This is a genomic window from Neorhizobium fuzhouense, from assembly GCF_042611105.1.
In the GTDB taxonomy this organism is placed as follows: domain Bacteria; phylum Pseudomonadota; class Alphaproteobacteria; order Rhizobiales; family Rhizobiaceae; genus Neorhizobium; species Neorhizobium galegae_A.
On the sequence record NZ_JBHFFP010000001.1, the window covers coordinates 709,223 to 733,383 of the forward strand.

The 24,161-nt window shown below is 63.2% G+C and carries 22 protein-coding genes; 13 read left to right on the forward strand and 9 right to left on the reverse strand.

The features are described 5' to 3' along the window. Positions 1 to 87 precede the first annotated feature (87 nt). From ACEXP3_RS03565 to ACEXP3_RS03580, 4 genes are all read left to right on the forward strand, one after another. Positions 88 to 843: a hypothetical protein gene (locus tag ACEXP3_RS03565; RefSeq protein WP_377295999.1), complete on the forward strand. Its 756-nt coding sequence runs from the start codon at positions 88 to 90 to the stop codon at positions 841 to 843. Positions 844 to 928: 85 nt separating this feature from the next. Beyond that, positions 929 to 1,321: a hypothetical protein gene (locus tag ACEXP3_RS03570; RefSeq protein ID WP_377296001.1), complete on the forward strand. Its 393-nt coding sequence runs from the start codon at positions 929 to 931 to the stop codon at positions 1,319 to 1,321. A 69-nt stretch (positions 1,322 to 1,390) separates the two neighbouring features. Further along, a complete protein-coding gene (gene copM / locus ACEXP3_RS03575; RefSeq protein WP_377296002.1) occupies positions 1,391 to 1,813 on the forward strand; it encodes a CopM family metallochaperone in 423 nt (140 codons plus the stop codon). A 96-nt stretch (positions 1,814 to 1,909) separates the two neighbouring features. Then, positions 1,910 to 2,626 carry an HAD family hydrolase gene (locus ACEXP3_RS03580; protein WP_377296003.1) on the forward strand — a complete coding sequence of 239 codons (717 nt, stop codon included), beginning with the start codon at positions 1,910 to 1,912 and terminating at the stop codon, positions 2,624 to 2,626. On the opposite strand, the gene ACEXP3_RS03585 is transcribed toward ACEXP3_RS03580, so the two are convergent. Continuing rightward, on the reverse strand, positions 2,623 to 3,252 hold the full coding sequence (locus tag ACEXP3_RS03585; protein WP_377296004.1) for a DNA-3-methyladenine glycosylase I: 630 nt from the start codon (positions 3,250 to 3,252) through the stop codon (positions 2,623 to 2,625). The two genes, ACEXP3_RS03580 and ACEXP3_RS03585, sit on opposite strands and share 4 nt — an antisense overlap. A gap of 207 nt (positions 3,253 to 3,459) precedes the next feature. On the opposite strand from ACEXP3_RS03585, the gene ACEXP3_RS03590 reads away from it, so the two are divergent. Together ACEXP3_RS03590 and ACEXP3_RS03595 are read left to right on the forward strand one after the other, a co-directional pair. Then, positions 3,460 to 4,281, forward strand: coding sequence for a L,D-transpeptidase (locus tag ACEXP3_RS03590; protein ID WP_377296005.1), 822 nt, complete (start codon positions 3,460 to 3,462; stop codon positions 4,279 to 4,281). Positions 4,282 to 4,376: 95 nt separating this feature from the next. Next, positions 4,377 to 5,039 carry an outer membrane protein gene (locus ACEXP3_RS03595; protein ID WP_377296006.1) on the forward strand — a complete coding sequence of 221 codons (663 nt, stop codon included), beginning with the start codon at positions 4,377 to 4,379 and terminating at the stop codon, positions 5,037 to 5,039. On the opposite strand, the gene glcF is transcribed toward ACEXP3_RS03595, so the two are convergent. The 3 genes from glcF to ACEXP3_RS03610 are packed head-to-tail and all read right to left on the reverse strand — an operon-like array spanning position 5,036 to position 9,063. Continuing rightward, positions 5,036 to 6,340 carry a glycolate oxidase subunit GlcF gene (gene glcF / locus ACEXP3_RS03600; protein ID WP_377296007.1) on the reverse strand — a complete coding sequence of 435 codons (1,305 nt, stop codon included), beginning with the start codon at positions 6,338 to 6,340 and terminating at the stop codon, positions 5,036 to 5,038. The two genes, ACEXP3_RS03595 and glcF, sit on opposite strands and share 4 nt — an antisense overlap. A 6-nt stretch (positions 6,341 to 6,346) precedes the next feature. Then, complete coding sequence (gene glcE / locus ACEXP3_RS03605) at positions 6,347 to 7,552, reverse strand: glycolate oxidase subunit GlcE (RefSeq protein ID WP_377296080.1); 1,206 nt, start codon at positions 7,550 to 7,552, stop codon at positions 6,347 to 6,349. Between the two features lie 56 nt (positions 7,553 to 7,608). Continuing rightward, positions 7,609 to 9,063, reverse strand: a complete 1,455-nt coding sequence (locus ACEXP3_RS03610; protein WP_377296008.1) for an FAD-linked oxidase C-terminal domain-containing protein — start codon at positions 9,061 to 9,063, stop codon at positions 7,609 to 7,611. Between the two features lie 305 nt (positions 9,064 to 9,368). On the opposite strand from ACEXP3_RS03610, the gene ACEXP3_RS03615 reads away from it, so the two are divergent. The 5 genes from ACEXP3_RS03615 (at position 9,369) to ACEXP3_RS03635 (ending at position 14,881) form a co-directional block, all read left to right on the forward strand. Beyond that, positions 9,369 to 9,836: an NUDIX hydrolase gene (locus ACEXP3_RS03615; protein WP_377296081.1), complete on the forward strand. Its 468-nt coding sequence runs from the start codon at positions 9,369 to 9,371 to the stop codon at positions 9,834 to 9,836. 196 nt (positions 9,837 to 10,032) lie between these two features. Next, a complete protein-coding gene (locus ACEXP3_RS03620) occupies positions 10,033 to 11,565 on the forward strand; it encodes an inorganic phosphate transporter (RefSeq protein ID WP_377296082.1) in 1,533 nt (510 codons plus the stop codon). A gap of 44 nt (positions 11,566 to 11,609) precedes the next feature. After that, positions 11,610 to 12,347, forward strand: a complete 738-nt coding sequence (locus ACEXP3_RS03625) for a 16S rRNA (uracil(1498)-N(3))-methyltransferase (RefSeq protein ID WP_377296009.1) — start codon at positions 11,610 to 11,612, stop codon at positions 12,345 to 12,347. Between the two features lie 152 nt (positions 12,348 to 12,499). Then, the gene (locus ACEXP3_RS03630) at positions 12,500 to 13,873 is read left to right on the forward strand and encodes a glutamate--cysteine ligase (RefSeq protein WP_377296010.1); all 1,374 of its coding nucleotides are present in this window, start codon (positions 12,500 to 12,502) and stop codon (positions 13,871 to 13,873) included. 114 nt (positions 13,874 to 13,987) lie between these two features. Then, positions 13,988 to 14,881 (forward strand): DUF937 domain-containing protein, encoded by an 894-nt coding sequence (locus ACEXP3_RS03635; RefSeq protein WP_377296083.1) that lies wholly within the window; start codon positions 13,988 to 13,990, stop codon positions 14,879 to 14,881. 107 nt (positions 14,882 to 14,988) lie between these two features. On the opposite strand, the gene ACEXP3_RS03640 is transcribed toward ACEXP3_RS03635, so the two are convergent. Further along, positions 14,989 to 15,300: a DUF1127 domain-containing protein gene (locus ACEXP3_RS03640; protein WP_377296011.1), complete on the reverse strand. Its 312-nt coding sequence runs from the start codon at positions 15,298 to 15,300 to the stop codon at positions 14,989 to 14,991. A gap of 214 nt (positions 15,301 to 15,514) precedes the next feature. Between ACEXP3_RS03640 and ACEXP3_RS03645 the strand changes: the two genes are divergently transcribed. Continuing rightward, entirely contained in the window at positions 15,515 to 16,468 is a 954-nt protein-coding gene (locus tag ACEXP3_RS03645) for a LysR substrate-binding domain-containing protein (protein ID WP_377296012.1), read from the forward strand. Between the two features lie 436 nt (positions 16,469 to 16,904). Beyond that, entirely contained in the window at positions 16,905 to 19,646 is a 2,742-nt protein-coding gene (locus tag ACEXP3_RS03650) for an autotransporter outer membrane beta-barrel domain-containing protein (protein WP_377296013.1), read from the forward strand. Between the two features lie 54 nt (positions 19,647 to 19,700). Here ACEXP3_RS03650 and ACEXP3_RS03655 read toward each other — a convergent pair whose 3' ends face one another. From ACEXP3_RS03655 to adhP, 4 genes are all read right to left on the reverse strand, one after another. Beyond that, positions 19,701 to 20,579, reverse strand: coding sequence for a dienelactone hydrolase family protein (locus ACEXP3_RS03655; RefSeq protein WP_377296014.1), 879 nt, complete (start codon positions 20,577 to 20,579; stop codon positions 19,701 to 19,703). A 153-nt stretch (positions 20,580 to 20,732) separates the two neighbouring features. Further along, complete coding sequence (locus ACEXP3_RS03660; protein ID WP_377296015.1) at positions 20,733 to 21,515, reverse strand: 3-hydroxybutyrate dehydrogenase; 783 nt, start codon at positions 21,513 to 21,515, stop codon at positions 20,733 to 20,735. A gap of 68 nt (positions 21,516 to 21,583) precedes the next feature. After that, a complete protein-coding gene (locus ACEXP3_RS03665) occupies positions 21,584 to 22,696 on the reverse strand; it encodes a DUF3734 domain-containing protein (protein WP_377296016.1) in 1,113 nt (370 codons plus the stop codon). A 361-nt stretch (positions 22,697 to 23,057) separates the two neighbouring features. Further along, positions 23,058 to 24,086: an alcohol dehydrogenase AdhP gene (gene adhP, locus ACEXP3_RS03670; protein WP_377296017.1), complete on the reverse strand. Its 1,029-nt coding sequence runs from the start codon at positions 24,084 to 24,086 to the stop codon at positions 23,058 to 23,060. Positions 24,087 to 24,161: the final 75 nt, after the last annotated feature.

Genomic DNA, 24,161 nt, shown 5'->3' on the forward strand with positions numbered 1-24,161 from the left:
CACCCTCGCCTTTCATCAATGATGCGGTGGGATAAGCAGCGGCGCACTTCCCGCCACCTCCATGATGAAAAGTGATCGCAATCGGCCATGATCCTCGAAGCCTTCAATTATGCCGCAAGCTGGCCGCTGACGCCAAAGCCGTTTCGCCCCCACATCGCCTCCTCCATCAGCCTTTTGGCGCGCGCCAACCGCTGTCGGGCTGCCTGGGGGCACCATGAGGACAACAGCAAGGCGCATGTGCTTTCCGCCATCAACAGCCTGAAGCAGCGCCGCACCGCCGTCGTGCTCGGCTCCGGCCTGTTGCGCGATGTGCCGATCCTGGAACTGTCGCGCGCGTTCGATACGGTGGTGCTGGTCGATCTCGTGCATCTGGCAAGCGTGCGCACCTTTCTTGCCGCACGACGGCTTTCCAACACGCGGCTGATCTGGCGCGATCTTTCGGGCCTTGACGAGGCCGTTGCGGGAAAAATGCCGGAACCGCTCGGCTTCCTGCGGCAGGTGCCTTATCTCGATCTCGTCGTCTCGGCCAATATCCTGTCGCAGATCGGCGTCGGCGCCCGCGCCCGGCTGGAGGCGACCGGGCAGAGTGCGAGCGCGGAGACGGTGCTGCCCGCCCTTGTCGGCGCCCATCTGCACGCGCTTGCCACGGTTGCCGCGAAAACCTGCCTGATCACCGATGTCTCCTACCGCATCGAGGACAGGGGCGGCAAAATTCTCGAAGAGCACGATCTTCTGGCCGGCGTGCCCGTGCCCGCGCATGACAAAAGCTGGGACTGGCCGGTGGTGCCGCTCGAAGAGGCGCGCGGGGCGTATCGGGCGGTGCACCGGGTGGTCGCGGGGTGAAGAGGCCGCGATTACCGGCCCCGACACCGCCCGCCAAAACAGCAAACGAGTTGTTCGGCCGATGCAATGCGCTTATAGTTCGACCATGCGCCACATCGCCCGGCTTTTCATGGTTGTTGCCGTTCTCCTGCAGGGGATGATGCCGGTGCTTGCCGTGCAGCCGATGGCCCTAATACCGACAATGGCCTCAATGCCGCATCATGATGCCTTTTCGTCCATGGCCATGGACGATGGTCACGCGCCGCATGGCCCGCATCACGCGCATGCGACACAGAAAATGGCTCCCTGTCCCGGCTGCAAGCCGATGCCGATGATGAACTGCTGCGCCGAAGCGTTTTGCGCGGCCTGCCTGTCGCCGCTGCCGGCGCCGCTTTTTGCCGATGTGCGCAAAACGCTTCCGCTGAGCTATCCGGCTTCCCGCGTGGCACAGATGCGGGCCGGCGCGCCCGATCCGCTGGTGCCGCCTCCCCGCGCCTGACCTTTGCGATGAACGGGCCGATCCGGCCCCTTTTCCATCCATAAGCGTCAGATAAAAGGGAAATCCCCCATGATCACCAGACTGCTCAACGCAAGACTGATTCCGGCTGCGCTTGCCGCAGCGCTTGCCTTCACCGCGCCAATTCTATCCATCGCCAGCGCACAGGACATGCCGGCCCATGCCGGGCATGGCGAGATGAAGGGCTCCATGATGAGCCAGGTGCCAAAGGCGGCCGACACAGCCTCCACCCGCGCCTTCGAAGCGGCCAACCGCAAGATGCACACGGATATGGCCGTGACCTATACCGGCGATGCCGATGTGGATTTCGTCCGTTCGATGATCCCTCATCATCAGGGTGCCATCGACATGGCTCGCGTCGAGCTTGAACACGGCAAGGACCCAAAGATCCGCGCGCTGGCGCAGGACGTGATCAAGGCGCAGGAAGCCGAGATTGCCGAGATGAAGGCCTGGCTGAAGAGCCACGGCCGTTAAGCACGGGCACGACCGACGCAATGGCGCTTTCCCGCGCCATTGCTTTGCCTCACCGCCGGGTTACACTTCAATCGGTTGAACATTCGGAGGCTGCCCATGACGATCCGCCGCTTGTCCGTGATCGGTTTCGATGCCGATGACACGCTCTGGCAGAACGAGCAGTTCTATCGCCTGACGGAAGGCCATTTTCGCGCGCTGCTGGCCGACTTTGCGGAAGGAGAGCAGATTTCCGAACGGCTGCTGGAGGCGGAAAAGCGCAACCTTGCCCATTACGGCTTCGGCATCAAGGGCTTTACCCTCTCGATGATCGAGACGGCGCTGGAGGTGACCGAGGGCAAGGTGTCGAGCGAGGTCATCGGAAAAATCCTCACGATCGGCCGCGATCTGCTGAGCCACCCGGTGGAATGCCTGCCGCAGGCCCGGGCCGCGCTGGAGGCGCTTCGCGGGCGCTATTTTCTGGTGCTGATCACCAAGGGCGACCTGTTCGACCAGGAACGCAAGCTTGCCCAATCCGGTCTTGGCGATTTCTTCGATGCGGTGGAAATCGTCTCCGACAAGACCGCCACCACCTATCGCCGGATCTTTGCAAAACATGGCGAAGGCGCCGAACAGGCGATGATGGTGGGCAATTCGCTGAAATCCGATGTGGTGCCGGCCATTGCAAGCGGCGCCTGGGGCGTGTTCGTGCCGCACGAGCTGACCTGGGTTCTGGAACATGTGGAACGCCCGCTCGAGGCGCCGCGCTTTCGCGAGATCGAAACGCTGGGCGAACTGCCCGACCTCATCGCGCAGATCTGTTCGGCACCGGATTAAGGCCGCACGAAAGCATCCTTGAGCGCCTGCACCTCCGGCTGGCGATAACAGCCGTCCAGATGATCGTTGACGAGGCCCATGGCTTGCATGAAGGCATAGACCGTGGTCGGGCCAACAAAAGTCCAGCCGCGCTTTTTCAAGTCCTTTGACAGCCGCACCGAGGTGGGCGTCGTCGGATTGGCCCGCAGCGTGTCGAGATCCATCACCGCCGGGCGTTCGGAGGTATCCGGCTCATAGGACCAGAAAAACTTGGCAAGCGAGCCGAATTCATCGCGCAGCTCCACCGCCCGACGGGCATTGTTGATGGTGGAAACGATCTTTCCGCGGTGGCGGATGATGCCGGCATCGGCCACGCAGCGTTCGATATCCGCCTCATCGAACAGCGCGACCTTGTTAAAATCGAAGCCGGCAAAGGCTGCGCGAAAATTGTCGCGCTTGCGCAGGATGGTGAGCCACGACAGGCCCGACTGAAAGCCCTCAAGGCAGATCTTTTCAAACAGCCGGATATCGTCGACCACCGGCAGGCCCCACTCCGCATCGTGGTAGCGCTCGTAATCGGCAAGGCCCTGATGCCAGCTGCAGCGGCAACGTCCGTCCGCCCCCTCGATGATCCCCGGCTTCTGCATGATCGATATCCCTCCCGACGCGCCCCCTCGTTTAGCCGGGATAAACCATGTCTGCCAACCAGAGATTAACCGTGACGGCAGAGTTTGCGCCAAAACCTGACAGGCAACGGGAGCGCATTTACGTTTCGCTTGCACCTTTCCCGCACGGTCAGGCCATCGCCGGGTGAAGGCGATCAATGGGTTAAGCATTTGCAAAGGATAAGGCCGATGAAGACGATGTGGCTGATCGGTGCGCTGGGTCTTGCAAGCCTCTCGGGTCCGGCACTGGCCGAGGACCGGTATGCGGAGCGCCCGCCCGTCATCGTCAGCCCGGATCTCACCGCGCCCTGGATCACGCAGCTCGGCGGCACGCCGCGTCGCACGCCCATACCCTCCGGCATTCGCGCCGCTCAAGTGCCACCACCGCCCGGCCTGCGCGTCCTCTACCGCCAGCCGCCGCCCTTGCCGCGCACCCAGTCCACCCAGATCCGCCCCCGGGAACCGCAAGTGGCACCGGAGCCGCAGGCGCAAGGCGTGCGGCCGGTGCAGACGGCGGTGGCCGGACGGCCTCTTCCGGTCATCCGCGGGCGCATCGAGCCGCAATTCCTGCCGCAGATCGTGTCCTTCGACACCAGCCACGCGCCCGGCACGATCATCATCGATACGACCAGCCGCTTTCTCTATCTCGTGCTGCAGGATGGCAAGGCGAAGCGCTATGGCGTCGGCGTCGGCAAGCCCGGCTTCGAATGGGCCGGCGCCCATACCGTGACCCGCAAGGCCGAATGGCCAAGCTGGCATCCGCCACAGGAGATGATCAGCCGCGAGGCAGAAAAGGGTCATTACCTGCCGGCCTCCATGGAGGGCGGGCCGGAGAACCCGCTCGGCGCCCGTGCGCTCTATCTCGGCTCGACGCTCTACCGCATTCACGGCACAAATGCCCCTTGGACCATCGGTTCCGCCGTCTCCTCCGGCTGCATCCGCATGCGCAATGAAGACGTCACCGATCTTTACGGCCGCGTGCCCGTCGGCACAAAGGTCATCGTCATCTGAGTTCAAGTGATGCCGCCGCGCCACAGCCGCGTCATCACCCTGTCATCGACGCCCGCTTAGCTCCATCCCAAGCTTTGGGGATCGGGGTCAACATCATGTCTTTTCGCACGGGTCTTACTGCTGCCGTGTTGGGCGGCTGTCTTCTTGTCGGTGTCGCGCATGCGGGCGATTTCGAGATTTCCGCCTATGGCGGTTACCAGACCGCGCCGCATAGCAAGGTAGAGGTGTCCGACCAGGCGGATTTCACCGCCGGCTGGGAGGGAAAATCCTTCGCTTCGCCGCCCTACTGGGGCGTGCGCGGCACCTACTGGTTCGAGGGCGGTGCGCTCTCCAATCTCGGCATCTCGCTCGATTACACCCATGACAAGGTCTATGCCGACGACGACACGCTGCAAAAATCCGGCTGGTCGCATTTCGAGTTCACCGATGGCCTCAATCTCCTGACGCTGAACGCGCTCTATCGCTTTCCGCTGGAGAGCATGCCGGCGTTGACGCCTTATGTCGGTGCCGGTGCCGGCATCAACGTGCCGCATGTGGAAGTGACGCGTGCCTCGGGCAAGACGTTCGAATACCAGTTCGGCGGCGCGACGCTGCAGGCGCAGGCCGGCGTGAGTTACGCCATCACCAGGAACTGGTCGACCTTTCTGGAATACAAGGGCACTTATTCCTTCGTCGACGTCGATATCGACAGCGGCGCGTCGCTGAAGACCGACGTGAAGACCAATGCGGTCAATTTCGGCGTCGCCTACAAGTTTTAAGCCCGTTCAAGACCGGCAAGCTTGGCGGGTTTCGGCCCGCCATAGGCCCAGTCCAGCAGTTCCACCGTGTGCAGGATCGGCATTGTCGCAGCGGTGGCAATCTGCGTGATGCAGCCGATATTGCCGGTGGCGATCAGATCGGCGCGGGTCGCCTCGATATTCTTCACCTTGCGCGCCTTCAGCTGCGCGGAAATCTCGGGCTGCAGGATATTGTAGGTTCCGGCCGATCCGCAGCAGAGATGGCCTTCGGCCGGATCCTTTACCGCAAACCCCGCCGCCTTCAGGAGAAGTTTCGGCTGCATCGTGATCTTCTGGCCGTGCTGCATCGAGCAGGCGGAATGATAGGCGACGGTGAGGTTCTGCGGGGGAAGGCGCGGCAGGTCAAGCAGCGCGAGGAATTCGGTGACATCCTTGGCAAGCGCCGAGACCCGTGCGGCCTTTTCAGCATAGGCCGGATCAAGCCGCAGCATATGGCCATAGTCCTTGATCGTCGTGCCGCAGCCCGAGGCGGTGATGAGAATGGCATCGAGCCCGCCCGCCTCGATCTCGCGCGTCCATGCATCGACATTGGCCCGGGCAAAATCAAGCGCCGCCGCCTCGCGGCCCATGTGATGCACCAGCGCGCCGCAACAGCCCTCTCCCCTGGGTGTCACGATCTCGACCCCGAGCCGGGACAGCAGTCGCACGGTTGCCGCATTGATGCCGGGATCGAGCACCGGCTGGGCGCAGCCGGCAAGGATGGCGACGCGCCCGCGGACCGGTTGTTCCACTGGGACCGGACCCGCAGGTGCGGCCGGAAGCGGCCTTTGCGGCGCAAGCTCCAGCATGGCGGCAAGCGGTTTTAACGCCCTTACACGGCCAAGAACGGACGCTAGCGGCCGGGCCAGACGGGCAAGCGCCAGCGCCAGCCGGAAGCGCTGCGGATGGGGCAGCACCGCCACAAGCACGCCGCGGATCAGCCGGTCGATCAGCGGGCGGCGATAGGTGTTTTCGATATGGGCCCGCGCATGGTCGATGAGGTGCATGTAATCGACGCCGGAGGGACAGGTGGTGGTGCAGGCAAGGCAGGAGAGACAGCGGTCGATATGGGTCACCACCTCGCGGTCCGCCGGCCGGTCGTTCTCCAGCATGTCCTTGATGAGGTAGATGCGCCCGCGCGGACTGTCGAGTTCGTTGCCGAGCGTCACATAGGTCGGACAGGTGGCGGTGCAGAAGCCACAATGCACGCAGCGCCGCAGGATTTTTTCCGATTGCGCCACATGCGGGTCGGCAAGCTGGGCCTCGGTGAAATTGGTCTGCATCGGCGGTTACGCCCCCATCTTTCCCGGATTGAAAATGCCGGCCGGGTCCAGCTTTTGCCTGACCCGTTCAGACAGGGCCGCAAGTGGCGCCGGCTGCGGCTCGAAGGCGGGCGTCTGGTCGCGCACGGCATCGCCGGCGCGCAGCAGCGTGGCATGGCCGCCGCCGAACCGGGCAATGAGGGCACGCAACAGCGCGGCCTCCGGGTCTGCCTCCATGCGCATCCACACAAGACCGCCCTGCCAGTCGTAAAACGCATCGACACCGGCTTCGAGCCTGAGGGCCGCCACCAACGGCGCTCCGGCACCGGGCGAAACCGAGACCCGCCAGAGCGGTTTGCGGCTGCGATCGGCATAGGGCAGCACGTCGCGGATCTGCAGCCACAAATGCGCGCTCGCCTCGGCCTCGACGCGCGAGACCGGGCCGAACCGGTGAAGGGCAGCCGAGAGTTTTTCGGCGCGCACGGGAACGGAGGCGGACAGGCCCTCGAGCCGCAGAACGGTTGCCGCACCCTCCGGCAGGCGGCCGGAAAGGAAGCGGCCGCGCACGCTTTCCGGCAGGTGGGCAGCGCCGGACACCTCGACGGAAAGGCCCATGGCAAGCGCCATGGCGCGGGCGCCCGCGTCATCCTCAAGGCCGCTCACGATGAGCGTCTGTTCCGTCTGGGGGCGGGGCGCCACGCGAAACGTCACTTCGGTGAGGAAGCCGAGCGTGCCGAAGGAACCGGCCAGCAGCTTGACGAGATCGAGCCCGGTGACATTCTTCATCACCCGTCCGCCGGCGCGGATCACCTCGCCCTCCCCGTTGATGAAGCGGATGCCGAGAAGGCTGTCGCGCGCGGCGCCCGCCAGGATCCGGCGCGGACCGGAGGCATTGGTGGCAAAGACGCCGCCGATGGTGGGCTCGCCTTCCGTGCCCATCACCGCCCGGTGATCCATGGGCTCGAAGGAGAGCATCTGATTGTTTTCGAGCAGGATGTCCTCGATTTCGGCAACCGGCGTGCCGGCCCGTGCCGTCATCACCATCTCGGCCGGATCATAGGCGACGATGCCGGACATGGCCGCCGAGCGCAACACTGCATCGGCGTCCACGCGGTTGCCGAAGCCGGAGCGGGTATTGCCTCCGGAGATCGAAAGCCGGCGCCCCGCCCCGGCCGCCGCGCGGATCATGCCCGCCGCCTCCTCCTCGCAGATCGGAACCAGGATGGCGCTCATCGCGCCGGTATCGAGCGGATTGGCGGTGATGGACGTCGTTTCCGTCGAAATCGCACTCATGCGGAAGCCGCCCCCAGGACAGGCCGCCCGTCGAGCGGAAACACCTTTGACGGGTTCATCAGCCATTGCGCATCGAAGGCGGCGCGCACCGCCATCTGCTGGTCGAGATCGGCTTTCGAATACTGGTGGCGCATCAGGTCGCGCTTTTCGATGCCGACGCCATGCTCGCCGGTGAGGCAGCCGCCCGCATCGACACAGAGCTTCAGGATCTCGTTGCCGGCCGCCTCCGCGCGGGCTGCCTCGTCGGGATCATTGGCGTTGAACAGGATCAGCGGATGCATGTTGCCATCGCCGGCGTGAAAGACATTGGCGACGCGAAGACCAAAACCTTCAACGATCTCGCCGGTGCGCTTTAGCACATAAGGCAGTTGGCTGAGCGGCACGGTGCCGTCCATGCAGATGTAATCGGCAATGCGGCCGGTGGCGCCGAAGGCGGATTTGCGGCCCTTCCAGATGAGCGCGGCTTCCGTCGCCGACTGGCATTCGCGCACGGTTTTCACCCCATGGCGGCGGGCGATCTCGACGATCAGCGCCAGCATGGCGTCCATCTCGGCCTCCGAGCCCTCGACCTCGACGATCAGCAGAGCCTCGACATCCAGCGGATAGCCGGCCTTGGCAAAGGCTTCACAGATCTCGATGGCGGGCTTGTCCATGAATTCGATCGCAACGGGAATGATGCCCGATCCGATGACATCCGCCACGCAGGCGCCCGCCCCTTCCGACGTGTCGAAGCCGAACAGCACGGGCCGCGCGCCCTCCGGCTTTGCGATGAGGCGCACCGTCGCTTCCGTGACGATGCCAAGCTGGCCTTCCGAGCCGCAGACAAGGCCGAGCAGATCATAGCCGCCGGCATCCAGATGCTTGCCGCCGAGTTCGATCACCGTGCCATCCACCAGCACCAGTTTGACGCCGAGCAAATTATTGGTGGTGACGCCATATTTCAGACAGTGCGCGCCGCCGGAATTCATGCCGATATTGCCGCCGATGGTGCAGGCGAGCTGCGAGCTCGGGTCCGGCGCGTAAAAGAACCCCTCCGGCGACACGGCATCGGAAATCGACAGATTGGTGACGCCCGCCTGCACGGTTGCCGTGCGGTTGAACGTGTCGATCTCCAGGATCTGCGTCATGCGAGACAGCCCGATCACGACCGCATCCTCCTGCGGGATGGCGCCGCCGCAGAGCGACGTGCCCGCCCCGCGCGGCACGACCGGGATGCCATAGCGGTGACAGTATTTCAGGACAGCCGCCACCTCGGCCGTGGTCTTGGGCAGCGCGACGGCCAGCGGCAGGCGGCGATAGGCGACAAAGGCATCCGTTTCAAACGGCACCAGTTCGCGCACCTCATGCACCAGACACTCCGGCGGCAAAAGATCCGCCAGATCGGCAATGATGACCGAGCGGCGAGCCAAAACCTCGGCCCGCGGCTTCAGGAATGCGATGACCTCCGACACGTCGTCTCCTCCACCTGTCCGCCAGTCGTCTCACACATGGCCCATCCGCATCAAGGGCTTCGCGCAAAGAGAGTGGAGGTCGAAAAAATCGCTCCATTCCCCAAGCAAATTCTCATATATTCAGGTTGGTGCAATCCAGAGAGTGTAAAAGAGTTTTGAGATTGCCGCACTTCGAATCAATTTTTCCGCTAACGTCGCAAATGAACAGCTGTGCAATGGCCTTTTCTGCTAGGAGCAATTCAGCATATCCGGAGTGAACCAGGACCGTGAACCTTCTAAACCAACTCGTTTCGAACCTTTCCCTGATGCTGCGGCGTCCACCGCGCCAGCAATATGCCGCGCTGTGCTATCGGTTCGATGCGGCGCTGGGGCTTCAGGTCCTGCTGCTGACCAGCCGTGAAACCCGCCGCTGGGTCATTCCCAAGGGTTGGCCGATGAAGGGCAAGAAGGCCCATGCGGTCGCCGAACGCGAAGCCTATGAAGAGGCCGGCGTGCGCGGCAAGGCGGAAAAGGAGCCCTTCGGCTATTTCGCCTATATGAAGAAGCGCAAGAGCGGCGTGGAAGTGCCGGTGCGGGTGCAGGTCCATGCGCTGCGCGTCGACGAGATGCTGACGGACTTCCCCGAAAAGGACAGCCGGACACTGGACTGGACATCCTGCGCCGAGGCGGCATTGCGGGTGAACGAGCCGGAACTGCGCGCCCTGTTCATGGCCTTTGAAAAGCGCATGGCGTCGCCGGCACCGGTGAAACTGAGGGCGGCTGCCGGTCGCTAAGGCAGGCCGCACGGCAAAATACGTTGCGCCGCAGCCCTTGCGGCCAGGATATTCATAAACATCGACCGGCGCAGGCGAGATTGTCGCACAGTGCATCCATATTGTCTGACATCCCGGCGCTGCCGCGCATCGGCGATGATTGACCTCAAGAAAATTTTGCGAAGGCGGCATTTAATCCGTGAATACAGGCTCCGACATCGGCAGTGACCGACCGCAGAAGGCGCGCGCTCAAAAGGCCCGCACGGCGACGCTCGACAAGGATCTCGACAAGATCAGCTCGGTCGAGGATGCCTCCAAGCATCTCGGCCGGCGGCTGGCGGGCTCGGGTGCTGGCTTTCTGTTTCTCCTGGCGGTGATGATCTTCACGCTCGCCTCCACCGCCGGCCATCCGGATACGCTGGTGGCGATTGCAGCGGCCGTTCTTGCCGGCTACATGGCCATGAACATCGGCGCCAATGACGTGGCCAACAATATTGGCGCGGCCGTCGGCTCCAAGGCACTCAGCCTCGGGCTCGGCCTTGCCCTTGCTGCCGTCTGCGAAGTTGCCGGCGCGCTCATTGCCGGAAACAAGGTCGCGGGCACCATCGCCAACGGCATTCTCTATGCGGACCGCGTGGCAAACCCGGATCTCTTCGTCTGGGCGATGATGGCAGCACTGCTTGCCGCCGCGATCTGGATCAACATTGCCACCTGGATCAGCGCGCCGGTATCGACCACCCATGCCATTGTCGGCGGCGTCATGGGGGCCGGCATTGCCGCCGCCGGTGTCAGTGCCGTCAACTGGACGGTGCTGGCCGGCATCGCCACCAGCTGGGTCGTCTCCCCGCTTCTCGGGGCCGCGGTGGCGGTTGCCATGCTCGCCTTCATCAAGACCTTCATCATCTATACGCCCGACAAGATTGCCGCCGCCCGCCGCTGGGTGCCGGTGCTGATCGGCGTCATGGCCGGCTCCTTTGCCGCCTATCTGATGCTGATGCTGCCGATAGAAATCCTGAGCGTTTCCCTGCCGCAGGCGCTTTTGGTCGGCCTTGCCTTCGGCGCAACAGTGACCCTCATGTCCCGCCCGCTGGTCAGGCGCCAGTCGGAGGGTCTGGACAACCGCAACCAGTCGCTGCGCAAGCTCTTCCAGCTGCCGCTGATCTTTTCGGCCGCCCTTCTCTCCTTTGCCCATGGCGCCAATGACGTGGCCAACGCCATCGGGCCGCTGGCCGCCATTATCGGCACGCTGAACGACGGCCCGCTGGTGGCCGATGCGCCGCTGCCGCTCTGGGAGCTGCTGATCGGCGGCCTTGGCATTTCCATGGGCCTGCTGCTGTTCGGACCAAAGCTGATCCTGCTGGTCGGCAAGGAAATCACCAAGCTCAACCCGATGCGGGCCTATTGCGTGGCGCTGTCTTCGGCCGTCACCGTCATCCTTGCCTCCTCCATCGGCGCCCCGGTCAGTTCCACCCATATCGCAGTGGGCGCCGTCTTCGGCGTCGGGCTGTTTCGCGAATGGCACCACCGGCATTCGAACCAGCGCAAGGCCTATCTCGCCCAGATCGCGCCGGGCAGCGGTGACGGTTCGGAAAAACCGGTCGGCGAGGTCAACACGGCGGAACTGCGAAGGCGTTACCTGGTGCGGCGATCGCATCTGCTGACCATCGTCGGGGCCTGGACGATTACCGTTCCCGTGTCCGGTGCCCTTGCGGCGCTCATCGCGATGCTTATGTTCCGCCTGTTCGTGTGACCGCACGACGTTGAATAAAACGACACCTGAACGGGGCATTCCGGATGCGCGCCAATTTCCGCATGCAGCGGCTTTTCATCGACACGCCGCTTTCAGCCGGCCGGGCCCTGGAGGCAACGAGCGACCACTTCAACTATCTCGTCAACGTGCTGCGCATGACGGAAGGCGACGAGGTTCTTGTGTTCAACGGCCATGACGGCGAATGGCGGGCAAGACTTCTTCTTCCGACCCGCAAGAAGTTGCTGCTTCAGCCGATCGAGCAGACGCGGCCGCAATCGCCGCTGCCGGACCTCCATTACCTGTTCGCGCCCCTGAAGGTCGGCCGGCTGGATTACCTCGTGCAGAAGGCCGTGGAAATGGGCGCCGGGCTGCTGCAGCCGGTGATGACCCAGCATGTGCAGGGCAAGATCACCAGCCTGGAGCGGCTTCAGGCCAATGTGGTGGAGGCGGCCGAGCAATGCGGCGTGCTGGCCGTGCCGCAGGTGACGGCACCGGTGAAGCTGAAGGATCTCCTCGACACCTGGCCCGCCGACCGGCGCATCATCTTTTGCGACGAGGGCGAGGAAAGCCAGAACCCGCTGCCGATCCTCAACGAGATCAAGGAGCGCAAGCTGGCGCTGCTGATCGGCCCGGAAGGCGGCTTTTCGGAAGAAGAGCGGACACTGCTGCGCAGTCTGGCCTTCGTGACCGCCATTCCGCTCGGGCCGCGCATCCTCAGGGCCGATACCGCAGCGGTGGCAGCCCTTGCACTCGTGCAGGCCACAATCGGCGACTGGCGATGACGGGGCGAGAACGAAGACGCGTGCCGACACACTTCAGAGAAATTCACTTGCGCCGCCGCTAGATCCGGTACAAGCAGCATTCCCGAAGGCGATTGCCGCCTTCGGACCGTGCCCCACTTTCAAGAGCCCGTATCCCAGACAAGGTCGACTTCATGGCCCGCGACACCACCGATCACACCCCCCTTACCTCCGTCTCGGAGATGGCCGACTATCTGGCCGGGGGCTGCAAGCCGGAAAACACCTTCCGCATCGGCACAGAGCACGAGAAATTCGCCTTTTTCCAGAAGGACCACACGCCGGTTCCCTATTTCGGCGAGGCCAGCATTTCAGCGCTCCTGAAGGGCATGCAGCAGAAGCTCGGCTGGGAGCCGATCATGGATGGCGACAACATCATCGGGCTCGGCGAGACCGGCGGCATGGGGGCAATCTCCATCGAGCCGGGTGGCCAGTTCGAGCTGTCGGGCGCCCCGCTTGAAACGCTGCATGAGACCTGTCGCGAATCCAACCAGCATCTGGCCGTGCTGCGCGAGGTGGCCGAGCCCATGGGCATCCGCTTCCTCGGCATCGGCGGCAGCCCGAAATGGACGCTTGCCGAAACGCCGGTCATGCCGAAATCCCGCTACAAGATCATGACCCGCTATATGCCGAAGGTCGGCCGCCACGGGCTGGACATGATGTACCGCACCTGCACCATCCAGGTGAACCTCGATTTTGCCTCCGAAGCCGACATGGCGCGCAAGATGCAGCTGTCGCTCAAGCTGCAGCCGCTGTCGACGGCACTGTTTGCCGCCTCGCCCTTTACCGAGGGAAAGCCGAACGGGCTTCTGTCCTGGCGCGGCGAGATCTGGCGCGATACGGACAATGCCCGCGGCGGGCTGATGCCGAAGGCGTTCGAGCCCGGCTTCGGTTTCGAGACCTATGTGGAATGGGCGCTCGACGTGCCGATGTATTTCATCGTACGCGACGGCAAATATCATGACTGCACCCACATCACCTTCCGCCAGTTCATGGCCGGCGCGCTGAAAGGCGAGGTTGCCGACTGGCAGCCGACGCTCGGCGACTGGACGAACCATCTGGGCACGCTGTTTCCCGATGTACGGCTGAAGCGCTACCTCGAAATGCGCGGCGCAGACGGTGGCCCGTGGCGGCGCATCTGCGCGCTTCCGGCCTTCTGGGTGGGTCTTCTGTACGACGATGCGGCGATGAGTGCCGCCGAAGAGGTCACCCGCGACTGGACCTATCAGGATGTGCTGGCGCTGCGCGATGCGGTGCCGGCCGGCGGCCTTGCCGCAACGATTGCCGGCCGCCCGCTGATGGAGGTCGCCCGCGACATCATCGCCATCTCGCGGCAGGGCCTGAAGGCCCGCAACCGCCTGAACGGCGACGGCGCCGACGAAACGCTGTTCCTCCAGCCGCTGGAGGAAATTCTCGCCAAGAAGAAGGTGCTGGCGCAAGAACTTCTGTCGCTCTACGAGGGCCGCTGGAACGGCTCCGTCGAACCGGTTTTCGAGGAATACCAGTATTGAGCGTCACGCCTTCCCGGCACGGGACAGTTTAAAGCTGAACAAACCGGTTCCGTCCCGGATTTTTCCAGTTATAGTGGCTGGACAAAAGGGGATTCCAGAAAGGAGCCGGTGACGATGCTGCCGCTGTTCGACATGATGCTGAAGGCGCAGAACGGCGCCGCAATGGACACTCTGGCCAAGCAGTTCAATCTGGCACAGGAGCAGGCGGCACAGGCGATGGCGGCGCTCCTGCCGGCCTTTTCCTCCGGCCTCAAGCGCTCCAGCAGCAATCCGTATGATTTCAGCGCGCTGATGAGCGGCATGTTTTCCGGCGCCTACGGCAAATATTTCGAAGACATCAACAAGGCATTCACGCCGCAGGGCATGGCCGACGGCAATGCGGTTCTGGAACGCCTGTTCGGCTCCAAGGACGTTTCGCGGGCGATTGCGGCGCAGGCCGCGCAACTCACCGGCATCGGCCAGGACGTGCTGAAGCAGATGATGCCGGCCATGGCCGACACGATCATGGGCGGCCTCTTCAAGCAGATGACCGGACAGGTCGGCACGAACCCGTTTTCGCCGGAAGCCATGGGCCAGGCAACGCAGCAATGGCTGCAGGCGATCGGTTTCCAGGCCAAGCCCAAGCCGCAGCCGGCGACCATCCCGTTCGACAATCCGATGTTCCAGGCCATGCGCAGCCTGTGGGGGCTGGAAAAGCCCGCAGACGCGCCAGCGCCCAGCAACCCTTTCACCGACAATCCGTTTGCCAAGGCCTTCCAGGACATGATGAGCGGCAGCTTCTCCACGCCCGAGGCGGCGCCTCAACCGGCCAAGGCCGCAGCACCGAAGGCTGAGGCACCCTCAGCCCCCACCGGCAAGCCGGAGATCGAAAAGTTTCAAGCCGTTCTCTCCAGCATGTTCGACAGCGGCGTCGAAGTGCAGAAAGCCTACCAGAAGAACATGGAAGCGATCTTCGAGGGTTATGTGCGCGCGCAACAGGCCGGCGAGGCTCCCAAGGCCTCCGTCTGATCACGGCGGTCGGCGGTCGCAAATGTGGACATAAAAAAGCCCGGCGCGGTTAAACCGGCCGGGCAAGTATGCAGGGCGATTGGCGTTTACCCTGCGGGGAAAACGGGTCAGGGGCGGCTTTGCCCCCAAGGTGCGCGCCGGCCGCGAAGGCGGGCATGCGGCGGCAGAAGCGCATGAGGATCCTGCAACAGGCCGGACTGGCTCATGGCGCGTTCGACCTCCAGCCGCGTCAGGCCGATGTCGAACAGCTGGTGATCTTCAAGCTCGCAGATATGCGTCAGCGCACGGCGGTTGCGAAGCGCACGAAGAACGGTTTTGCTCCAGTCCGCGGCAGAGGCGATCACATCGGCAAAAAGGCGCACATTGCCTTTCCGGGTGGCGGAAAGAGTGCGGGTCATGGTCCGTTCAGTCGTGCTCATGGGAACTTCCTTTCTTCAGGCACGAAAATTCATTCCTTAAACAGTGTCAGGCCGCCCGCATCGGGCCGCCGTATCCGAAAAGGAAGGCAGGGACGACGCTTTTCAAAAGCGCCCTCTGTTTGGCTTTGCCCTTGCGTTATGCGAATTCTCCATTGATCAGTCCAACGAATGTTTCTAATGATTAGCATCAACCTCACTGATGGATGTGTCGCCGATGTCTGCTCCCCTTGATACTGACCAGTTGCAAACCTTCGTCGCCATCGTGGACAGCGGCAGCTTCACCAAGGCCGCCGACCGCGTGTTCAAGACGCAGAGCGCCGTTTCCATGCAGATGCGAAGGCTTGAGGAACGGGTGGGCAAGCAGCTGTTTACCAAGGACGGGCGCGGCAACCGGCTGACGCTGGAGGGTGAAAAGCTCTTGAACTATGCCCGCCGCATTATCCGGCTGAACAACGAGGCCATTGCCGCCTTCGACGACAACCGGCTGGAGGGGACGCTGCGCATCGGCACGCCCGACGATTATGCCGACCGCTACATGCCCGAAATCATTGGGCGTTTTGCCAAGACGCATCCGAATGTCGAGCTGTTCATTGTCTGCGAACCCTCGGTGGATCTGGCCGAAAAGATGGCGCGGGGCGAGCTGGACATTGCGCTTGTGACGCATAATCCGCGCGCGCGCCAGTCGGACGTGGTGCGCACCGAGCCGCTCTGCTGGGTGGCCTCTGCCAATCACCCGCTGCGCGACGACGCACCGGTGCCGCTGGCCGTTGGCCGGCGCGATTGCAACTGGCGCCAGCTGGCCTGCTCGGCGCTCGATGCCGATGGACGCGAATACCAGATCCTGTTTACCAGCTGGTCGTCAATGGTGGTGGCCTCGGCAGTTCTGGCCGGCATGGCCGTCTCCATCCTGCCCGAATCGGCCCTTCGCCCGGGCATGAAGGTGCTGTCGCAGTCGGATGGTTTTCCCTCGCTGCCGCCGGTCCAGATCGGCCTGATGAAGCGGCCCGGCCTGTCGCCCTCGCTGATGACGGCGATCACCGACCATATCACCGCCTGCCTCGACAACATCTCGCCAGCCGTCGCTCCCGACGACCTCGACGGCGACATGAAGGCCTTTGGCCGGGCTGCCGCCCGCCTGCGCACCGCCCAGATGATGCCGGGCTGGTAATCGCCGACCCCCCGCCGTCCGGGACAAGCCGGCCTTGCAAAGCGTTTCCGGCTGATGCGGTCTGACGCCTTCCGGTGACGCACGAGCGCACATAAAATCGCACCCCCCGCATGTTCCGGGCCGATCCCCAATCGATGGACGGCCCGCAAGCAGTGCCTATGACGTCGTGTCTGAAGGCACCCTCGCCTGGCGCGACCGCCGCTCTGCCGAGCTCAGCACCCCATCACTGTGCCCCTTTCGCACAATGTGCGACGCCGCGCCGCCAAGTCGCATCCAGCATATTTACAATGATCTATTCGGCGTATTATCTAGAATAAAATATCAACGATTCCCCAAATTTGCATGAATACTAAATATTAAATCCGGAAAATCTCCGAAATATATTTATATTCGAATAATTTGAGCTCATCGTTGATCAAAAACGAGGGAGGAAGCTATGCATTCATTTTTATATTCGCAGCGTCGCGGACACGATCCTTTATATACGGGATCATATAATTCCTGTCGCCGGCTCGCCCTGCGCCACTCGCTCCTGATGACGACGGTTTGCGTGCCGCTTTCGCTTCTCGCGCTGGCGGCAGCCGGCGTGCGGACCGCGTCTGCGCAGTCCATCACGGCAACCGGGGATATCAGCCCGACACTACCGGGCCCAACCGGCTCCTGGTCGCCGTCCGGCCGGCTCGAAGTGGGTGCAACGAGCACGGGGGCGCTCAGCGTCACGGACGGCGCAACGCTGAACTCAATCGATTCCGCACTTGGCCTGGCCGCCGGCAGCAACGGCAGCATCACCATCAGCGGACAGGGCTCCACCTGGGTCAACCAGGGCGGCATCCTGATGAACGATGTCGGTACCAGTTCGCTCACCATCTCCGACGGCGCGCGGATGGAGACCGTCAACGGCAGCCTCGCTATGGGGGCAAATTCAAGCCTCACCATCACAGGCCCCGGCACATCGGTCGATCTTGGAACCCTGACCGCAACGGATCCGCCAAACTGGACGTCCGCAGCGGGTTATCTCAGCCTCAACGAGGGAACGGCGACGCTGTCCGATGGTGCAACCCTGCATGACGATGGTGGCTATGTCGGTGGCGACGGCGCAACCTGGGCCACAATGACCGTGACGGGCCAAGGCACGCAGTGGACGAACAGCCTCAACGTCTATGTCGGCGGCAGCGGAAACGGCACAGTCGGTTATGGGCGCCTGACCGTCTCCGACGGCGCCGTGGTATCGGCCCATACCGGCGCTGTTGGCACCGATACCGGCTCCTTCGGCGAGATGACACTGACGGGCGCAGGCACGCGATTTGAATCTCTGTCGAATACGTATTTTTCTGGAAACATGCGCGTCGGCTTCAACGGCACTGGCATCGTGACCGTGACGGATGGCGCAGAACTGCTGGTCAGCAACCAGCTCGATATCGCAACCTATACCGGCAGCACCGGCACGCTGAACATCGGGGCGGCGCAAGGGTCGGCTGCGGCTGCTGCCGGCACGATTTCGGCAACCAACGGCATCTATTTCGGCGATGGCACGGCGACACTGGTGTTCAACCACACCAGCGACGCCTATGAATTCGACCAGAAACTGTTCGGAAATGGCGGCGATATCCTGCAGATCGCGGGTACAACCATCTACACCGGCGATGGATCGGGCTTTACCGGCACAACGTATGTGGAAGGCGGAACGTTCGTGCTGAATAGCACGCTCGGCGGGACGATCGAAATCGGAACCGGCGGCACGCTGAAAGGGTCAGGCTCCATCGGCGCGATCGAGATTGCCACCGGCTCCACCGTGGCACCGGGCAATTCCATCGGAACGCTCACCACCTCGGGCACCTATGTCCAGCAGGCGGGCGCACTTTATGAAGTCGAACTCGACCCCACCTCGACGGCCTCGGACCTGATCAATGCGGGCGGCACCGCCACGCTGCAGCCCGGAGCGCTGATCTCCTGGTCCCGCGGTGCGGCCGGAAGCTTCGTGCCCGGCACGCAATACACCATCCTGACGGCAGCCGGCGGTCTCACCGGAACCTTCGACTGGTCCGGCTCGCCTGCCGTTTCGGCCTTTTACGATCTGGTTGATTCCTACGACGCCAACAATGCCTACCTGACCGTCACCCAGACGACGGCGTTTACCGACGCCGCCCAGACGCCAAACCAGATCGCCACGAGCACCGTTCTGCAATCGCTTGCCAGCACCAACAGCCTGCGGGCAGCCGTCGGTATGACGGCCGATTTCGATGCGGCGCGGGCTGCTTTCGATCTGGTTTCGGGCGATGTCTATGCCTCCCTGCGGTCGCAGATGCTGGATCACGCCCGCGTTTCCAGCCAGGCTGCCTTTGCGCGACTTGCCGATGACGAAGAGGGTTTTTGGGCCACCACCCATGGCGGGCGCCTTTCCCTGTCCCGCGACGGCAATGGCGGCGCAATGGCCGCCAACAGTTTTGACATGATCGCCGGCATGGATCGCAGCATCAGCGACTGGCGCCTTGGCGTGTTGATCTTCGGCGCCACGCAGCACATCTCTGCCGGCGACCGGGACATGACCGGCACGCTGAACACCGGCGGACTTGGCGCCTATGCCGGCGCCGACTGGGGTGCAACGGCCTTCGATCTGGCGGCAAGCTTCGGCTACAACGGCATCGACACCACCCGCAATGTGACCATCGGCAGCTTTTCCGATCACCTGACAGGAGATTATGGCGGGCTTTCCGGCCAGGTGTCTGCCCGCCTGTCGCAGCGCATCAGCACGCCGCAGTTTGACATCGTGCCTTTCGGCGAGGCCATCTACCTGACGGCCTCCACGCGCGACCTGCGTGAAAGCGGCGGCCTTGCCGCCCTGTCTGTCGATGGCGATACCGATCACGCGCTGATCGCCACGATCGGCACCACGGTCGAAAAAGGCCTGACGCTGGAGAATGGGCGAAAGGCGGATCTGAAGCTGGGGCTGGGCTGGCAGCATGCCGATGCTGACACGCCGCAATCGCGCAATGCCTTCTCCACCGGCAATGCCTTCACCGTGTCAGGCGTTGCCTTGCCGGAGAATGCGCTGGCGCTCAATGCAAGCTTCGGTGTTGCCGTCAGCGAGAAGGCAGCTTTCGGGGTGAGCTACAATGGGCTTCTGAGCGGCGACGGCGATGCCCATGCCGTGAAGATCAACTTTAACAGCCGCTTCTGACGATAAGGGCGGTGCGCGGCAATTCTGCGTGCACCGCCGGCATCGCAGCCCCGATCAGCCGAGATATTTCCGGAAGAACGCCACCGTTCGGCTCCAGGCGAGATCTGCTGCTGCCTTGTCGTAGCGGGCGGCCGAGGTATCGTTGTTGAAGGCGTGGTTCGCGCCGTCATAGATAAAGATCTCGAAGGTCTTGCCGCCCGCCTGGAGCGCCTTGCGATAGGCGTCGATGCCGGCATTGATGCGCTCGTCGAGCCCGGCATAGTGCAGCATCAGAGGCGCCTTGATCTTGGCAACGTCGGCTGCCGGCGGCTGGGCGCCGTAATAGGCGACGCCGGCATTCAGATCCGGCGACGCAACCGCCAGACGGTTTACCAGGCCGCCGCCCCAGCAGAAGCCGATGGCGCCGACCTTGCCGTTTGCCCCTTCGCGCTTCGACAGGAATGTCCGTGTCGCCTCGCCATTGGCGACGGTTGCGCCCATGTCGAGGGTGGAAAACATCTGGCGGGCCTGATCCTCGTCGCTCGGCGTGCCGCCGCTCAGTGACAGAAAGTCGGGGGCGAGCGCCACAAAGCCCTCAAGCGCCACGCGGCGCGCCACATCGCGGATATGGTCGTTGAGGCCGCGATTCTCGTGGATGACGATGACCGAGCCGAGCGGACCGGCCGGATTTTTGGGCGCGACCAGATAGCCCTTCATCTCGCCGCCGGCGCCGGGATAGGTGATGTCTGCACCGGTCAGGCGGGCATCATCTGCCGGCACGAGCGCTGCCTGCGCATGGCTTGCCGCCAGCATCGGGGCAATGGCGGCAGCCGCCGCACCGGAGCCGGCAAGCAGGGTCAACCGCTCCATGAACTTTCGCCGGTCAAGGCTCAGATGGGTGTATTCATCATAGGCATCGATCATCGCCTGGGTGATCTTCGGCGTCTCGGTCATGGCATGTCCTCCCTGGAAAGACCCTCTGGCTCGCATTGTGGTGGGCACAGGACGACATGTCGGACGCAATCCGGCAACAGCACCCGTCACACATGTACGTGATGAGTGCGGCACCGGATCAAGCCCTGCGGGCGTATGGGCCCGGCAAAACGGTCAGCCCATGTGCCAGCCGTGGCTGACGGTGATCGACTGGCCAGACAGCGCATTGGTCTTGAATGCGGCGAGGAAGAGGGCGACGTCTGCCACATCCTCCACCGTGGTGAACTCACCATCGACGGTTTCGCCTAGCATCACCCGCTTCACCACCTCATCCTCGGAAATGCCCAGCGTTTTCGCCTGTTCGGGGATCTGCTTGTCGACAAGCGGCGTGCGCACGAAACCGGGGCAGATGACATTGGCGCGAATGCCAAACTCGCCGCCTTCCTTGGCGAGCACCCGGGCAAGGCCTAGAAGCCCGTGCTTTGCGGTAACATAGGCGGATTTGAGCGGCGAGGCTTCGTGCGAGTGGACGGACCCCATGTAGATGACCGCGCCGCCGCCGTTCGCCTTCATGTGCGGCACGCAGGCCTTGGTGGTCAAAAAGGCTCCGTCCAGATGGATGGCCAGCATTTTCTTCCAGTCGGCAAAGGGAAAATCCTCGATGCGGTGGACGATCTGGATACCGGCATTGGAAACAAGGATATCCACGCGGCCGAAGGTTTCGACGGTCTTTGCAACGCCGGCATTCACCGCCGCCTCGTCCGTCACATCCATGGCAACGCCGATTGCCCGGCCGGGGCCGATGGCGGTGAGTTCCTTTGCCTTTGCGTCCGCCGCATCGAGCCTGAGATCGGCGATGACGACATGGGCGCCCTGTTCGATATAACGCCTGGCGATCTCGGCGCCGATGCCGCTTGCCGATCCGGTGACAATGGCGATTTTTCCGTTGAGTGTCATGGTGCGGTCTCCTTCAAATCATTCGGGCCGCCCCGTCGGCGTGTCTTTTACCGGCTGAGGGTCCGTCGTTAGTCGTCTCGCTGCCTGTCCTGGGCGAGATCGAAGATCTGGATGCCGTCCTTCGGGCGGCCGCGTCTTGTCCATTTGGGGTGTTTGAGCGTGTGCATTACGTCGTCATAGCCAGCCTTCCAGTTGGCCTCGACACTGGCGCGGGAAAACTCGGCATCCATGGCGTGCGAATCGTAGGCGGCGCTGCGGTGAATGAGATGGACGAGCGTCACGTCATATTCGATGCCTACTGAGCGCAGCAGTTTTACATCTTCGTCGTCGTGAAGCTCCGGCGGCAGTTTTTCGAGAAGGCGGCGGGCGGCGCGGCGAAATATCTGCTTGCGGGCAAACTCGTCGGTATTCATGCGCGTGCGGCTGGAATAGCGGATTTCCTTGATGCGGGCGTCCACCTCCATGAGGTCGCGGGGCATCTCGCCGCGGGCGGGAAACAGGTCCACCTGGAAGATGCACAGATCCGCGTCGAACCCATCCTCCGCCAGCACATATTGCAGCGGCGTGTTGGAGACGAGGCCGCCATCCCAGTAGAACTCGCCCTCGATTTCCACCGGCGCAAAGCCCGGCGGAAGCGCACCGGAGGCTGCCACATGGCGGGATGTCAGCCGAATGTCGCGATTGTCGAAATAGGCGAAATTGCCGCTTTTGACATTGACGGCGCCGAGGCTGAGGCGAATGTCGCCACGGTTGATGCGATCGAAATCGACGAGCCTGTCGAGCGTCTTCACAAGCGGTTCCGTGTCGTAATGGCTGATCATCACGTCGCGGTTGAACAAAAGCTGGTAGGGGGTCTGCAGGCGCGGCGAGAAGAAGCCGGGAATGCCGGTCACGGCGCCGGCCAGCACCGACCAGTCCTTCAGAAGCCGCCTGGCATCGTCCTGAACCACCGGGCCGAAATCGAGGCCGGAAGACACCATCTCCCAGAACTGCCGAAGATTGTCCACACGCCGCTCTTCCGGGCTTCCCGCAATGATGGCGGAATTGATGGCGCCGATGGAAATGCCGGCCAGCCAATCCGGCTTGATGCCCTGTTTGTGCAGCGCCTCGAACGTGCCCGCCTGATAGGCGCCCAGCGCACCGCCGCCCTGGAAGACAAGAATATTCTCGATAGACCGCATGCCAGATAACTCCCGATGCTTTCTGCTCTTCGCACATGCAGCATCATCATCTTCACATGGGGCGGCACAAGGCGATTGTCATGGCCTTGAACATTAAACTTCGTTCATGGGGGAGAGGCTTAGGCGAACAGGCCGCCCCGTGCGTAGGGCTATCGCATATGCAGAAAGTCCCCTCCCAAACCCTCTCCACAAGGGGGAGGGCTTAACCCGGCCGCACCTTCTGATGCGGGAACGGGACGCTTGCCGGATCGAATCTCCCCCCTTGTGGGGGAGATGCCCGGCAGGGCAGAGAGGGTCTTATTTCAAATGCGATAGCCGTACCCCCCTGCGGGGTGGCAATCGGGATGGGCTGAAAGTCAGCTCAGCCGGCAAGATCCAGCACGATGCGGCCGTCGATCTTGCCTTCCTCCATGCGCTGGAAGATGGCGTTGATATTCTCGATCTTGTCCCAGGAGAAATGCGAGGCGACCTTGCCTTCGCCGGCAAACTGCAGGCTTTCCTCAAGATCCTGGCGCGTGCCGACGATGGAGCCGCGCACTGTGATGCGCTTCAAGACGGTGTCGAACACCGGCAGCGAAATGAAGCCCGGCGGCAGGCCGACCAGCGCCATGGTGCCCTTGGAGCGCAGGAAGCCATAGGCCTGTTCCATGGCTTTCGGCGAGACGGCCGTCACCAGCGCGCCATGCACGCCGCCGGTCGCCTTCTGGACCTGTGCGATGGCATCGGCGTCGCGACCATTGACCACCACGTCGGCGCCAAGTTTCTTGGCAAGCTCCAGCTTGTCGTCAAAAATGTCTGCGGCCACCACATGCATGCCCATGGCCTTGGCATATTGCACCGCCATGTGGCCAAGGCCGCCGATGCCGGAAATGACCACCCATTCGCCGGGGCGCACTTCGGTTTCCTTCAACCCCTTGTAGACGGTGACGCCGGCGCAGAGGATGGGGGCAGCCGCCCCGAATTCGAGATTGTCCGGCAGACGGCCGACGAAATCGGGATCGGCCAGGCCATATTGGGCAAAGGTGCCGTTCACCGAATAGCCGGTGTTCTGCTGGCTGCCGCAGAGCGTTTCCCAGCCGGTGCGGCAGGGATTGCAGCAGCCGCAGGCCGTGTGCAGCCACGGCACGCCGACGCGATCGCCTTCCTTGATGCGGGTGACGCCTGCCCCGAGCTTGGCGACGTAGCCGACGCCCTCATGGCCCGGGATGAACGGCGGATTGGGCTTGACCGGCCAGTCGCCGTTTGCCGCATGAAGATCTGTGTGGCAGACGCCGGTCGCCTCGTATTTGACGAGGATCTGGCCGGGGCCGGGTTCCGGGATCGGCATTTCCTCGATGGTGAGCGGCTTGCCGAACGTGCGCACCACTGCGGCCTTCATCATTGCTGCCATCTGTCTTCTCCTCGAACCGATGGCGGCACCGCCCGGGTGCCGCGCGTTTATCCTGCAAGCGTTTTTCCGCCTGCA

Excerpts from the sequence above, each read along its gene's own strand:
- glcF (WP_377296007.1), bottom strand. The coding sequence starts at position 6,340 with ATGCAGACCAATTTCACCGAGGCCCAGCTTGCCGACCCGCATGTGGCG.
- adhP (WP_377296017.1), bottom strand. The coding sequence starts at position 24,086 with ATGGCAGCAATGATGAAGGCCGCAGTGGTGCGCACGTTCGGCAAGCCG.
- ACEXP3_RS03665 (WP_377296016.1), bottom strand. The coding sequence starts at position 22,696 with ATGCGGTCTATCGAGAATATTCTTGTCTTCCAGGGCGGCGGTGCGCTG.
- copM (WP_377296002.1), top strand. The coding sequence starts at position 1,391 with ATGATCACCAGACTGCTCAACGCAAGACTGATTCCGGCTGCGCTTGCC.
- ACEXP3_RS03655 (WP_377296014.1), bottom strand. The coding sequence starts at position 20,579 with ATGACCGAGACGCCGAAGATCACCCAGGCGATGATCGATGCCTATGAT.
- ACEXP3_RS03570 (WP_377296001.1), top strand. The coding sequence starts at position 929 with ATGCGCCACATCGCCCGGCTTTTCATGGTTGTTGCCGTTCTCCTGCAG.
- ACEXP3_RS03650 (WP_377296013.1), top strand. The coding sequence starts at position 16,905 with ATGCATTCATTTTTATATTCGCAGCGTCGCGGACACGATCCTTTATAT.
- ACEXP3_RS03565 (WP_377295999.1), top strand. The coding sequence starts at position 88 with ATGATCCTCGAAGCCTTCAATTATGCCGCAAGCTGGCCGCTGACGCCA.
- ACEXP3_RS03630 (WP_377296010.1), top strand. The coding sequence starts at position 12,500 with ATGGCCCGCGACACCACCGATCACACCCCCCTTACCTCCGTCTCGGAG.
- ACEXP3_RS03635 (WP_377296083.1), top strand. The coding sequence starts at position 13,988 with ATGCTGCCGCTGTTCGACATGATGCTGAAGGCGCAGAACGGCGCCGCA.
- ACEXP3_RS03645 (WP_377296012.1), top strand. The coding sequence starts at position 15,515 with ATGTCTGCTCCCCTTGATACTGACCAGTTGCAAACCTTCGTCGCCATC.
- ACEXP3_RS03625 (WP_377296009.1), top strand. The coding sequence starts at position 11,610 with ATGCGCGCCAATTTCCGCATGCAGCGGCTTTTCATCGACACGCCGCTT.
- ACEXP3_RS03660 (WP_377296015.1), bottom strand. The coding sequence starts at position 21,515 with ATGACACTCAACGGAAAAATCGCCATTGTCACCGGATCGGCAAGCGGC.
- ACEXP3_RS03580 (WP_377296003.1), top strand. The coding sequence starts at position 1,910 with ATGACGATCCGCCGCTTGTCCGTGATCGGTTTCGATGCCGATGACACG.
- ACEXP3_RS03585 (WP_377296004.1), bottom strand. The coding sequence starts at position 3,252 with ATGCAGAAGCCGGGGATCATCGAGGGGGCGGACGGACGTTGCCGCTGC.
- glcE (WP_377296080.1), bottom strand. The coding sequence starts at position 7,552 with ATGAGCGCCATCCTGGTTCCGATCTGCGAGGAGGAGGCGGCGGGCATG.
- ACEXP3_RS03615 (WP_377296081.1), top strand. The coding sequence starts at position 9,369 with ATGCTGCGGCGTCCACCGCGCCAGCAATATGCCGCGCTGTGCTATCGG.
- ACEXP3_RS03640 (WP_377296011.1), bottom strand. The coding sequence starts at position 15,300 with ATGAGCACGACTGAACGGACCATGACCCGCACTCTTTCCGCCACCCGG.
- ACEXP3_RS03590 (WP_377296005.1), top strand. The coding sequence starts at position 3,460 with ATGAAGACGATGTGGCTGATCGGTGCGCTGGGTCTTGCAAGCCTCTCG.
- ACEXP3_RS03595 (WP_377296006.1), top strand. The coding sequence starts at position 4,377 with ATGTCTTTTCGCACGGGTCTTACTGCTGCCGTGTTGGGCGGCTGTCTT.